Origin of the sequence: Maribacter orientalis (assembly GCF_900109345.1) — a bacterium.
Classification (GTDB): Bacteria; Bacteroidota; Bacteroidia; order Flavobacteriales; family Flavobacteriaceae; genus Maribacter; species Maribacter orientalis.
In genome coordinates this window covers 161,191-174,315 of sequence record NZ_FNZN01000003.1, presented here as the reverse complement: position 1 = coordinate 174,315, position 13,125 = coordinate 161,191, and the positions used below count along the sequence as shown (strand labels likewise).

Annotated in this window: 9 protein-coding genes; 5 read left to right on the top strand and 4 right to left on the bottom strand. The window is 36.1% G+C overall.

Annotated features, from left to right (window positions below; translation table 11 throughout):
* Positions 1–66: 66 nt before the first annotated feature.
* A complete protein-coding gene (locus tag BMY56_RS07790) occupies positions 67–1,371 on the bottom strand; it encodes an MFS transporter (RefSeq protein WP_091622292.1) in 1,305 nt (434 codons plus the stop codon).
* Between the two features lie 88 nt (positions 1,372–1,459).
* Here BMY56_RS07790 and BMY56_RS07785 point away from each other — a divergent pair, with 88 nt between their 5' ends.
* Positions 1,460–2,242, top strand: a complete 783-nt coding sequence (locus BMY56_RS07785) for an NIPSNAP family protein (protein ID WP_245737174.1) — start codon at positions 1,460–1,462, stop codon at positions 2,240–2,242.
* Position 2,243: 1 nt separating this feature from the next.
* On the opposite strand, the gene BMY56_RS07780 is transcribed toward BMY56_RS07785, so the two are convergent.
* From BMY56_RS07780 to BMY56_RS07770, 3 genes are all read right to left on the bottom strand, one after another.
* Positions 2,244–3,263, bottom strand: a complete 1,020-nt coding sequence (locus tag BMY56_RS07780; protein WP_177170939.1) for an OmpA family protein — start codon at positions 3,261–3,263, stop codon at positions 2,244–2,246.
* A 202-nt stretch (positions 3,264–3,465) separates the two neighbouring features.
* The gene (locus tag BMY56_RS07775; RefSeq protein ID WP_091623213.1) at positions 3,466–5,217 is read right to left on the bottom strand and encodes a TonB-dependent receptor; all 1,752 of its coding nucleotides are present in this window, start codon (positions 5,215–5,217) and stop codon (positions 3,466–3,468) included.
* Between the two features lie 29 nt (positions 5,218–5,246).
* Complete coding sequence (locus tag BMY56_RS07770; RefSeq protein WP_091622285.1) at positions 5,247–8,264, bottom strand: tetratricopeptide repeat protein; 3,018 nt, start codon at positions 8,262–8,264, stop codon at positions 5,247–5,249.
* Between the two features lie 155 nt (positions 8,265–8,419).
* Here BMY56_RS07770 and BMY56_RS07765 point away from each other — a divergent pair, with 155 nt between their 5' ends.
* The 4 genes from BMY56_RS07765 to BMY56_RS07750 all read left to right on the top strand — a co-directional run bounded on the left by BMY56_RS07765 (position 8,420) and on the right by BMY56_RS07750 (position 13,120).
* Entirely contained in the window at positions 8,420–9,103 is a 684-nt protein-coding gene (locus tag BMY56_RS07765) for a cell division ATP-binding protein FtsE (protein WP_091623211.1), read from the top strand.
* Positions 9,104–9,144: 41 nt separating this feature from the next.
* Complete coding sequence (locus BMY56_RS07760; RefSeq protein WP_091622282.1) at positions 9,145–9,510, top strand: iron chaperone; 366 nt, start codon at positions 9,145–9,147, stop codon at positions 9,508–9,510.
* A gap of 111 nt (positions 9,511–9,621) precedes the next feature.
* Complete coding sequence (locus tag BMY56_RS07755) at positions 9,622–10,431, top strand: amidohydrolase family protein (RefSeq protein WP_091622280.1); 810 nt, start codon at positions 9,622–9,624, stop codon at positions 10,429–10,431.
* 61 nt (positions 10,432–10,492) lie between these two features.
* Complete coding sequence (locus tag BMY56_RS07750; protein ID WP_091622277.1) at positions 10,493–13,120, top strand: MGH1-like glycoside hydrolase domain-containing protein; 2,628 nt, start codon at positions 10,493–10,495, stop codon at positions 13,118–13,120.
* Positions 13,121–13,125: the final 5 nt, after the last annotated feature.

Genomic DNA, 13,125 nt, shown 5'->3' with positions numbered 1-13,125 from the left:
TGTAAAGATAATTTGATTTCTACTTGAACTGCAAGTTGTTAACCATTAACTTTTTAAAATATTGAATTACTGCGGATTATCGGCTTTTAAGGAGCCAATTACCAGAAAAAGCAAAAATGCTAAACCTAAATAACCTACCATTTCATATGACCCAAATGTTGACAAACACAAGCTAAAAATACTAGGCGCCAATGCACTTGCCAGAATTAAAAAGCTCATAATCTTTCCGGTGATGCTTCCTAAATGAGATCTGCCAAAAAAACGAGGCCATGCAACCGCATTTAGAACTGCGAAAAATCCGCCTAAAATACCAAAACCGGTAATTAACATTGGAACACCTGCAGGAGTGGATAAGAATAAGAAACCTAGAGAGGCTAAAAATCCGCCTAACAACATTAAATACAAATACAGTTTTAAAGGCAAATAATCACTTAAAAAGTTAAACAAGGTAGATACTGTTACCGCAACCACAGAAGCAGGCAGAAATATAGCTATAGCATCTGCCTTCATAAAACCTTCATGTGTAAAAATAGACACTACATGAAAGGTGAGTCCGGTAATAAAAAAGCTGTTGAAGGCTAGGGTAAGCCCATACATCCAAAATGCTCTTTCTTTTTTAGCTTCGTCGAGAGTAAATTGTTTTGGTGCTACTTTTTTCTCTTCTTCCTCTGCAGATAAAGATTTTGCTCCATCTGGTAGAAGACCGTGCTTTTCAGGTGAGATTTTGTAAAAAGTATAAATAAACATACTGAACACCAATAACCCAATTGCCATAAACTGCCATGTGCTTTCCCAACCATACCCTTCAATAAGGAAGTTGACCCATAAAGGTGAAGATGAAAAGCCGAAGGAAAGTGCAACACTACTAAATGAATTTACTTTGCCTCTATTTTTATCGAACCAAATCATTATTACGTTTCTAGAGGCCATGGTCAAAACTCCCTGACCAGCAAAACGTAACAAAAAAAATAAAACCGTCATTAATGTAAAAGGCACTATCCACGTATCTACCGATAAGAACTCTTTAATATAGGAACTCATTAGTGCAGACCAAGAACATAAAAATAAGGTCAACCCTAAAATCAAAGCTGCAAAGAAAGCTACATATCGGGCACCATACATATCGAACCAAACCCCTGCCCTACCAATGACGAGTGAACTTACAATAGTACCGATCATGTAGGCATTACTGAATTGATTTCGAGAAAGCCCTAAAGCATCTTTTACGGGATCAGTAAATACTGATACACCTATAGTTTGACCTGGTATGCTACAATAAATTCCAATTGTACCTATAATTAGTATGACATAGCCATAAAATATGGGGCTTTTGGCAGGATCAATAAGTGGTTTTTGAAGAAAGTTTGACATATAAATGTTACTATCAACAAAAATACATCTTCGCCATCAGTAATTTTATCCTTAACTTTCTAATTCTAATTCTAAACCAATGAAATTCATGAAAAACAAACATCTTATACCGTTGATGTTAATTTTATTTACGGTATTCTCATCATTCTCCGGTTATGGTCAAAACAAAGAATACTACCAGCTAAAAACATACACTATAAAAGACGATGATCAAGAAAAAAGGGTTGACACCTATTTAAAAGATGCCTATATACCTGCATTAAAAAGAATGGGCATTGAACACGTAGGAGTATTTAAGGTGCGACCAGATAAATTTAAATTGAGTGATAAAATCTATGTTTTAATACCTTTTAAAACATTGGCAGAGTTTGATAAACTTGACGCTATGCTTGCCGTAGACAAGGAGCATCTAGCTTCAGGTGCCGATTACATAAATGCCACTCATGACAAAAAACCGTACGAAAGAATCAATTCAGTTCTAATGCGTGCTTTTCCTGATATGCCTGTTATGAAACCTAGCACTGTAGAAGGCGAACGTAAAGACAGGGTTTACGAATTACGTAGCTATGAAGGGCCAACAGAGGCAATGTATCATAGAAAAGTTGATATGTTCAATGAAGGTGGCGAAGTTGAGCTATTTGAAAATTTAGGGTTCAATGCCGTATTCTATGCCGATGTTATTTCAGGAGATAAGATGCCGAATTTAATGTACATGACTACATTTTCTGATATGGATAAACGTAATGCTTTATGGAAAAATTTTGTCGATTCTGATAAATGGAAAGAAATTTCAGTAATGGACAAATACGTCAACACTGTAAGTAATGCAGACATTTTTCTATTGTATCCAACAGAATATTCCGATTATTAACTTACTCTTTTAAAATAAATTCTACGCGCCGGTTGAGTAATCTTCCGGCGTCTGTAGTATTATCAGCTATCGGTTTTACACTACCCAAGCCAGCGTATTCTATTCGACTTTCATCAATTCCATTATTGATTAAATAATGAGCTACCTCTTCAGCTCTTTTAAGTGATAGAATTTTATTAAATGAATTCGACCCAACATTATCGGTATACCCAGTTATTGCTATTTTCAGCTTAGTATGTTCTTTCATGTAAGCCACTAATGAGTTTAATTCACGTTGATGTGAATTTCTAGGAATACTTCGGTTAAAATCGAAATGAACATCTTTAAAGACATGCAAGCTATCTATTTTAAAGCTTTCTTGATTTTCAGAGGTCAAAATCGCGTCTTCTGAATTTGTTTCATATACTGACACCATGTCTAAGTAATAGTATGACCCTTTGGTGATTTTTCTTTTGGTCTGAAATTTTTGAGTGCGTTTGTTATTCTTAAAATTCCCGATAATCAAATAATTCTCTGTACCATTGGCCACAAACTCTTGTGTAAGCTTTATCCATTCTATTTCGTCGGAGTAAAACTTTGAATATTTAATTTCTAGCTGATTTGAAGTATCACCTTTTAATTTAGAAAAATGCATACTCGATAACACTTGGCTAGTTTCTACCTGTACTGGAAACTCCGTAAATCTAATTCCGAATTCCTTTACCGCAAAATCTGAACGTTCTGCCAAACTCACATAAAAAGAAATCGAGTAGTGTTCACCTTTTTTTAGTGTAGTAATTAAGGTCGCTTGTAAATACTCTCGGTAGTCGTTTGGGGCATACATATACAAACCCACATACCCTTCTCCGAAATCTGCAGGTTGCTGCCCATTAAAATTTTTCGGGGTTCCCATGGCCTCGCTGCATCCATTAAAATAATCTGTAGAACCCAAGGTAGGCATTCTCCAATCTTCAACATCTAGTTCTAGATTACCCAATTTAACGGGACAGTTAATGAAGTTTTCAAAACTAGGATTTCGCACAAAATTTTGAGAATAGCCAGAATACGACACGCTAAGTAGTAGAAAAAAAATTATTCCTGTATATAAATCTCGTAATTGCATAACACATAAATCGTTCTCTAAAGTACATAAAACCTACAAAATCATAGCATTACAAAAAAAAAGCCCCTCTCAATTATTAGAAGGGCTTATCTATAGTCGTGAATTTTTTTTGCAAGTATTTCTAAAAATCGAACTTATATGTTGCTCCTCCTAAGACTTGAATACCTTGTACTTGAAAATTAGACCAGCGTTGGTAATCGTTATTAGAAAGATTTGAACCTTTTATAAAAAACGAAAGTTGGTCATCTAATCGATAACCCAAATGGGCATTGGCATCAAAATAACCATTTAAAGTAATAAGGGTCACAGGAAATTCACTTGGTTGAACATTTTCTACAACTGAAGAAGAAAAATCTTCACGCTCGCCAACATAAAATAAGTTTGCGCCCATAAACCATTGCTCACCAATCTGATAATCCATAAATAATGAACCTTTTAAATTCGGTAAGTTCCAAGCTGCGTTTCCTGTCTCAGTGGTGTAATCATATATTTCGGCATTTACCCCTAAAGTGAAATTACGATTCACATCTACATTCAACTCTCCAAATATGCCCAAAGTCTTAATATCATCATAAAACACATCAAATGAATTGCCATAATAGTATCCTTTTTCATCTGACCTGAAATCGTTTCTAGGATTCAATCGATACAACGGCCTATTATTTTCTGCTGAATATGACCCTTTAACATTATAGCTCAAATTCGGCAATAACTGACCTTTAAATCCTACATAAGCATTATATTGACTATCGGTAGGAGCAATTGATAATGTCGGGGAAACATATGGGTTACCCTCTACTAAATCATAGTATGAGTTCTGCTTTAATTCTCCGGTAACACCACCATAAGCAATTATAGATTCATCTAACAACCTGTATGACGCAGTAACTGCGGGATAAATATAAAAGTTACTTTCGCTATTTTCCAAATCCATTCCGTATACCAAATTCACACCAAGATTTAAAGAAAGGTCATCACGAAGCATTTTTAATGACGGATTAATGCCTGCCTGTAAATTGCCATAAGAAATACCGGTATCATTGGTACTACTACTTACACTGGCATTTTCGAAAGTACCACCTACATAATCAACTTTAGCCTTTACTGCAAAAACCTCTTCGTTCATCGGAAATTCAAAACCGGTATTAAATATTGCTCTATTCTCCCCTGAACTTACGGCATCAAAAAAGCGACGGTATTTTAAATCGGCTCTCTTAAAAAAGGCATCTTCAATGTTAACGTGTCCCCCAACTTCTCCCATAAAATAGTTCTGCCGTTCATCGATACCGCTAATTACCGCTTCACTGAAAACACCTGGTTCAATTCCGTACCAATTGTATAACTGATGTTGAAGCCCTATTGCTGCGCCCCAATCTAAATCGCGGTCACGTTTTGCATACGAAGCATCCAATCTTGTATCGTAAAAAGTGTCATTCAATTCCACTCCATCAATTCCACCTCTTGAGGATAAATGATTAAAACCAACATCAAAATTTTCATCTCTATTGATAGTTCTACTGGTATAAAACTCGCCTAACACATTACCATAAAGTCCTGCCCCTAAAGAAGCAAAAGAATTAAACAACTGTGGCGGTGGCAGTTTTTCTACTTTCGAGGCCGTTCCTTTAGACGGTGTAAATGTCGATGCCACCGGCACTGAAAAAATACTATAGGTAATCGGCTTTTTTTGAAGAACGATAGAATCGTTCAAATTAGGAACCGACTTTATTTTAAAGGCATCTGAAACTGTAGGTGTATACGCTTTCGTAACGGTCACTGTTTCTGTTCCTAAATCTTTTTCATCGTCTTGGGCAAAACTAACGTGAAGGCCAAGAGCCAAAAAAATAAGCGTAATTATATGTTTGTTGTACATAGGTGTTCTTTTACTGGTGTACATGTTGTTTAATTAGGATTAACCGATGAATTACTTTGAGCTTCTTTTGATTTGATGATGGCTAGCTCTGCCCTTGCATCAGCAACAATTTCTGGATACTGACTGAAATTGGTAATCACACTTTCTAAAATGTAAGTAGCTTGATAAGCATCTTTAAGTGCATAATAGTTTTTCGCCATTAAGACCAAACCTTTACCACCCCATTCCTTATAAGCCGCATAATCTTTTGCGAGTTTTTGAATGGCTACATTCGAATTTTCAAAAGCACCCTCGTTATGCTCAAAATAGGCATCGTAGTATAGCGCTTCTGCAGCGGTCGCGCCAGAAGCAATTTTCAATACTTCGGCATAGGCAGATTTTGCCTTTGCTTCATTATTAGTAGCGATAGCTGATCTAGCGATCATAATATGCGCATCACTTTTAATACGGTTATCGATATTTGAAGTTGCCAATACCTTATCAGCATATTCTATTGTTTTGGCATAATTACGTTGCCCATAATACCCTTTCATTAGATTAGAGCGTGCAAAGGTTCTATTCTGTTGAATATTCGCCTGACCCTCCAATTTCAATAAATAAGGCAATGCAGTGTTGTAATCGTCTTTACCGATATACACTTCACAAACCCTTGTCAATGCTTGCTCTGCATATTCACTTGTACTTCTGTCGGCAACATACTTGTAAAAGGGTAAAGCCGATTCTTTTTCTCCTTTTCCGAAGTACAATTGTGCCAAACTGAAATTTGCATCAACGGCATGCAGACCATTAGGAAATTGCTGAATGTAATTTTCATATGCACGTATAGCAGGCTCAACATTACCCTCTAGGTTTTGTTTTTGAGCAGCATCAAAACTTGCATTATCTAGTTCTGTATCGGTCACCTCAACAAAATCAAGACCACGAACCCAATCGGCATACTCGTTTACCTGCCCTAAATCAACATAAACCAATTTTGCCGTAGCCACGGCTTGTATTGCTTCTTGTGTTTTTGGATAATCACGAACAACAGTCTTAAACTTCACTAGAGCAGCTTCGTTTCTGTTGGCGTTGTAATTAACCAAACCTTGTCTCATTAAAGCTTGTGGCACCAAAGAACTACCCTTGTATTCTTTTATTAAAAGATCGTAAGCTTCCAATCCTTTATTCTCTTGACCTTGTGAAATGTAGGTGTTTCCTAATTCGAAAAGCGCATCATCTTTAAAGCTTGATCTTGGATACTGACTTACAAAAGATTCTAAGTTTTCAATTTTACTGGTACTCCTATCCACATAACCATAGCTCATTGCCTTTTGATACGATGCATAGTCTTTCTCTGGCCCTGTTAAGTCTAACGCTTTGTTATATGTTTCTATCGCTGGCCAATATTTACTGGTAGCATAATAGCTATCTCCTAATCGTAAAAAGCCATCGTGTAATTTCTCTACTTCAGCATTACTGTTACCAGTGAATGAATTAAAATAAGTTATGGCATCTGAATATTTTTTCTGCTTGAAGTACGCATAGGCTAAACTATAATCTACGTCGGCATACATTTCTGTATTCTTTGCTGAGGGATTATTTTTAAAAGCAGCATACCCTTTTACCGCATCATCAAATCGATTGGACAAATAATCTGCTTCTGCTTTCCAGTAGCTCGCTCTTGCCTTGAACAGCATATCTTCAGCACTTGACAATGACTTAGCTAAATTCTCTGAAGCAGCAGCATAATCACCTTCCATAAAAAGTTCGATACCTCTATAGTATGCTACTTTTTGGTAGACCGATTTACTAGCATAGTTTTTATTTTCTTCTAGCAATTTCATGGCTCCGGCAAAGTTCTTTGAAGTAATATATGAATCTACCAACAAGGTTTGCATTTCTTCTTGATGTTCGTCGTTCGGGTAGGTTTTTAAGTAATTTGTAATCACCTGTGGAACGGGTTCATAAGCGTTACCTACCTCATAACTCAATCGTGCATAATTTAAAAATGCATCTTTTTGAATCTCAGCGCTATAATCCATTTGAGAAGCATTTCTAAAAGCGTTTAGAGCTTCCTGTTTTTTATCCAACTTTAAATAACACTCTGCCAAATGGTAATATGCATTTTGTGCAACGCTGTTGGTTCCGCCAATAATTTTATTGAATTGAGCAATGGCATTTGCATAATCGCCGCCCTTGTAATAGGCATATCCTAAGTAATAGTAATCTGTATTACTCCACTTGCCTCCTTTACCGTTATATTCCTTTAAATACGGAACCGCATTCTCATATTGCTTAAGATTAAAATAACTCTCGCCAATTACCTTATTCAATTCAGAAACTTCTTTTCTGTCAGATTTTGGTAACTGTTTTTTCGCCAAAGCAATAGCCTCTTCAAATTTACCCAGCTTAAAATTCATATCAGCCTGGTAGTAACTCAATTTCTCCTCTAGAACATCTTGATCCGTAATTTGGTCGAAACGTTGGTTGGCAGTTTCGTAATCATCTTGCTGATACGAAATATAACCCAAGTAATATTTGGCCTGTGACCCATAAGTTGGAGAAGTAGTTACCTTTTCAAGATACTTTTCTGCTTCTTTTGTTTTACGGGATGAAAACAAAGAATATCCATAATTGAAATTAAACTTGTCCATCTCACCACGAGACAATGACTTCTGGTCTACCTTGTCATACCACTTTAGGGCATATGGATATTTACCGGTTTGAAAATAATACTCTGCCACGTCGGCAAAGGCAGAATTACGTTTTGTAGAGGTAGGATATTTTTCAACAAAATCCTCCATTAAACGATCTGCACCAATTTGGTTAAGTCGTACTGCTGCGTTAGCCGCATAATATGCGCTATTGGCAGCCGTCTCCTCATCTTTTGAAGTCACTTTGACTTTATCAAAAATGGTCTGTGCCGCTTGATATTGTTCGTTGTTGTAAAGCGCTAAGGCGTCTTGAAATGCTTTTTGTTCGTGGGTATAAATCTTAGACTCTTGGGCACTGGTCAAAGCGACCAAACCGAATACCATTGGAATAAAAGCGGTGATTTTTTTAAGCATAGTGTTCTGTTACTATTTAGAAATACCGTTATAACATGTCATAACGACAAAAATTGTACCTAAGTATGTGCAATACCACTGCAAAAGAAAAGATTTTGAAAAAGGGTTCTCCATTATCAATAGGAACTTATTACTTTTATATCAACATTAGCGCTATGAAAGAGATTGTTTTAGAACTTAAGGATGCCTCTATATTTCAAAAAGAGAGTTTGGTTTTGAGCGAAGTGAGTTTAAAAATTGAAAAAGGGGAATTCGTATACCTCATCGGTAAAACGGGAAGTGGTAAAAGTAGCTTCATGAAAACACTATATGGTGATTTACCATTGCAAAAAGGTGAAGGTCATATTGTTGAATTCAATTTAAAGACCTTAAAAGAAAATGACATTCCCTTTCTACGAAGAAAATTAGGTATTGTTTTTCAAGATTTTAAACTACTCCCAGACCGTAATATTAATCAAAATATGCTATTTGTTTTGAAGGCAACCGGATGGACGGACAAAGCAAAAATGGATACCCAAGTGTTGAATGTTCTTGAAAAAGTAGGCATGAAAACAAAGGGATTTAAATTTCCGCATGAACTTTCTGGAGGTGAGCAACAACGCATTGCTATTGCCCGTGCCCTTTTAAACGACCCAGAATTGATTATAGCTGATGAACCTACCGGAAACCTGGATCCACAAACCAGTGTAGAGGTCATGAAAGTATTACAAGAAATCAATAAAGCAGGTCGTACTATATTAATGGCCACACATGATTACGCCTTGATTCTTAAATACCCGGCAAAAACCATTAAGTGCGATGCCAATAAGGTATTTGAGGTGGTGCAGAGGGCGGTTTAGTTTATTTGATTTTTAGATACAAACCCTTTAGGCTATAACGAATGAAACCTACAACTGTTGATGAATATTTCGAGCAAGTAAAAGAAGAAAGGCTAGAAAAATTAAGTGAATTACGATTCATATTAAAAAATATAGTTCCAAATGCCATTGAAGTTATAAAATGGGGAAAACCTGTTTTTAAATCAGAAACTATTTTATTTGCATATTCCGCCCATAAATCACATTTATCTTTTATTCCAACTGGTCCTGCCTTAAAACCCTTTCAAAAAGAACTTGAACCTTACAAAGTCAACAAAGATTCAGTTCAATTTCTTTACAGTAATCCATTACCTGTAGAGCTTATCCAAAAAATTGCTAAGTACAGAAAAAATGATGTTGAAATAAATCAAGCTAAGTGGAAGTATTAATGAAATCGAGTCTTATTTCCCTAATTTCATTAAAATCTTAAAAGTATTCTCAAAAAAATATTTTTTATAATCGAGATAAAGCATATTCAATTACAAAAAAAACAATAGCACATGATTATAGACGTACATACCCACATCAACAATTACCATGAAGACAGAGTCGTTTCTTTAAACGAAAGTTTAGACAAGCTTTCTGAAAATATGGTAGCCAACAATATCGATTATTCTTTAGTGCTTACGTCTTATAAAGTAAATGAACATCGCCCGAGTACGAGACAAGTGGTAGAAGCTATTAAAGGATATAACAACTTGGGTGTCGTATCAGGTGTTAGTTATTTACATTATAACCACAGAGATGTTCGTGAGATTAGTGAATACCTTGAAAATGGATTTATCAAGGGACTGAAATTCTACCCTGGCTACGAGCCTTTTTATCCGAACGATATTCGGTTTAAGTTGATGTATGAAATGGCCATAGAATATGACGTTCCTGTTATGTTTCACTCTGGTGACACCTATGCCCCCACCGGTAAAATAAAATACTCACACCCTATTCACATTGATGACTTGGCGGTTGATTATCCCGATTTAAAAATTGTAATCTGTCATGTAGGTAACCCGTGGATCAAAGATTGTATGGAAGTCGTTTACAAGAATAAAAACGTGTATGCAGACATATCTGGTTTAGTGTTAGGTGACTTCTCCGATAAGTTTGAGCGGTACATGAAAAAGGAAATTGAAGAAATGATTACCTATGCTGGTGACCCAAAATACTTACTTTACGGTACTGATTGGCCAATTTCAAATATGAAATCGTATTTAAAATTCATGAATCAATTAGATTTAGCTGACGAAAAAAAAGAGCTGATTTTATGGAAAAATGCAGCGGAGCTTTTTAAAATTGATGTTAGCAAATTGTAGTCTTATTTGATATTGGACCAACTTGACCTATTTTTAAAACGAACAGAGAATATAGTTTTCTATGAAAGACCCCGAAAAAGAAAGACTATCCCAACACCAAAGCGAAGAAAAAGATTGGTTAAAATGGGGCCCCTATTTAAGTGAGCGCCAATGGGGAACCGTACGTGAAGATTATAGCGCTAATGGTGATGCTTGGAATTATTTTCCGCATGACCATGCCAGAAGTCGCGCTTTTCGTTGGGGTGAAGATGGAATTGCTGGTATTAGCGACCGTTATAGCAATATGTGTTTTAGCATTGCATTATGGAACGGGCAAGATGATATACTAAAAGAGCGTCTATTTGGTTTAACAGGTCCGCAAGGTAACCATGGGGAAGATGTAAAGGAGCTTTATTATTATTTAGAGAATACACCCTCACATTCGTACATGAAGTATTTGTATAAGTATTCTCAAAAAAAATACCCATATGATCAGCTGATTGAGGAAAATAAAAAACGCTCTAGAGAAGATTTGGAATTTGAGTTATTGGATTCTGGTATTTTTGATAACAATACTTATTTCGATGTCAGTACAGAATACGCAAAAGGTGATGAAACCGATATTCTTATAAAAATAACCATTACAAATAGAAACAGTAAGCCTGCGCCGATCTCCTTACTACCTCAAATGATTATGCGTAATCATTGGACGTTTAAGGAAATGACGAAAAAACCTATTATCACCAAAAAAGGGAGCAAAACAAATACGTATGTTCATATTGACCACCCGTATGTTGGCCAATACAATCTTTATTTTCAGAAGGCAGACAAACTATTGTTCACGGAAAACGAAACCAATAGAGAGAAAGTTTACAAAGAAAAGAATCAGCATCCGTTTAAAAAGGACTTGTTTCATACGGCAGTTTGTACTAATGATTTTGAGTTGGCTACCAAAAATAATTCAGGTACCAAGTTTGCACCACTTTATCAACAAATTTTAAAAGGTGGGGAATCTAAAACATTTCAATTACGCTTAACAGAAGAAAATCTTAAAGAGCCCTTTGCCGATTTTGATAGTATTTTTAAGAAAAGACAAAAAGAGTGTGCGCAATTCTATAATGACATTGCACCGAAAGCCTCAGAAGACCGAAAGGCTATTTTAAAGCAGGCATTCTCAGGGTTATTATGGACCAAACAATACTACAATTACGAGGTTGAAAAATGGCTCAATGGTGATTCAAAAAATTCACAACCACCAAAAGAAAGATTTATTGGTCGCAATGCTAATTGGAAAACATTACGTAACCACGATATACTCTCAATGCCAGACGCTTGGGAATATCCTTGGTATGCTGCATGGGATTCCGCTTTTCATTGTGTATCGTTCGCCTCTATAGACCCAGACTTTGCCAAAGAGCAGTTATTATTATTTACCAAAGAATGGTACATGTCGCCCAACGGGCAAATACCAGCATACGAATGGAATTTCAGTGATGTAAATCCGCCAGTGCAAGCATGGTCGGCATTACAGATTTACAAAATCGACAAATCAAAAACAGGCGAAGGAGATATCAAATTCTTGAAGCGAATGTTCAATAAACTATCCTTAAATTTTAATTGGTGGGTAAACCGATTGGATAGAAATGACAACAACGTTTTTCAAGGTGGATTCTTAGGATTAGATAATATCGGAGTCTTTGACCGAAGTCATGGTATACCGGGTGGCGGATTTCTTGACCAGGTAGACGGTACCGCATGGATGGCAATGTACAGTTTAAACATGCTAGAAATGAGTTTGCGTATCGCCGAACATGATGATTCATATGAAGATATGGCTACCAAATATTTCGGACATTTCGTCTTCATCGCAGAAGCTTTGAACAAAATGGATACCGACAAAGCCAATACTTGGGATGATGAAGAGGGGTTCTTTTATGACCGTTTAATTTTACCAGACGGCAGATCTACCACTATAAAAGTACGCTCTATTGCAGGGATGTTATCACTGGCAGCCGTACTTACCATTAAAAAAAGTGTGTTGGATAAATTCCCGAAATTTAAAGCCAGTATTCTTTGGTTTCAAAAGTACAGAGCAGAGAATTTAAAGTATGAAGTAATTCAGCAGTTTAAAGATGGTGATGATTTATTATTGTCATTGGTGCCTAAAGATCGCATGCAAAAACTAGTGAGCGCATTATTGGATGAAAAAGAATTTTTAAGCGCTTATGGGATTCGATCCCTTTCTAAAATTCACCAGAAACCCTACCAGATTCATATAGACGGAGTTGAATATTCTATTAATTATGAACCTGCAGAATCTACCGTTTCTCTTTTCGGTGGCAACTCTAATTGGCGTGGCCCCATTTGGATGCCGATGAATTATCTTTTTATAAAAGCATTGCGTGAGTACCAAACCTATAGTGGTAATGATTTTTTATTCGAATTCCCTACAGGCAGCACCAAATTATTGAACTTAAAACAGGTAAGCGATGCATTGAGTAATCGCTTAATTCATTTGTTCGAAAAGGATTCTGAAGGCAACCGACCCATCAATAAGAATTATGAGAAATTCTACCAAGACCAAAACTTTAAAGATTTAGTATTGTTCTATGAATATTTCCACGGCGAAAACGGTAGAGGCTTAGGAGCTTCACATCAAACAGGGTGGACTGCTTTAGTCGCTAATCTTATTGAAGAATTAGAGAATTAACAGCT

Bases quoted from the DNA above. Each gene is read 5' to 3' on its own strand.
- BMY56_RS07790 (WP_091622292.1), bottom strand. From the start codon at position 1,371: ATGTCAAACTTTCTTCAAAAACCACTTATTGATCCTGCCAAAAGCCCC.
- BMY56_RS07785 (WP_245737174.1), top strand. From the start codon at position 1,460: ATGAAAAACAAACATCTTATACCGTTGATGTTAATTTTATTTACGGTA.
- BMY56_RS07775 (WP_091623213.1), bottom strand. From the start codon at position 5,217: ATGTACAACAAACATATAATTACGCTTATTTTTTTGGCTCTTGGCCTT.
- BMY56_RS07770 (WP_091622285.1), bottom strand. From the start codon at position 8,264: ATGCTTAAAAAAATCACCGCTTTTATTCCAATGGTATTCGGTTTGGTC.
- BMY56_RS07765 (WP_091623211.1), top strand. From the start codon at position 8,420: ATGAAAGAGATTGTTTTAGAACTTAAGGATGCCTCTATATTTCAAAAA.
- BMY56_RS07760 (WP_091622282.1), top strand. From the start codon at position 9,145: ATGAAACCTACAACTGTTGATGAATATTTCGAGCAAGTAAAAGAAGAA.
- BMY56_RS07755 (WP_091622280.1), top strand. From the start codon at position 9,622: ATGATTATAGACGTACATACCCACATCAACAATTACCATGAAGACAGA.
- BMY56_RS07750 (WP_091622277.1), top strand. From the start codon at position 10,493: ATGAAAGACCCCGAAAAAGAAAGACTATCCCAACACCAAAGCGAAGAA.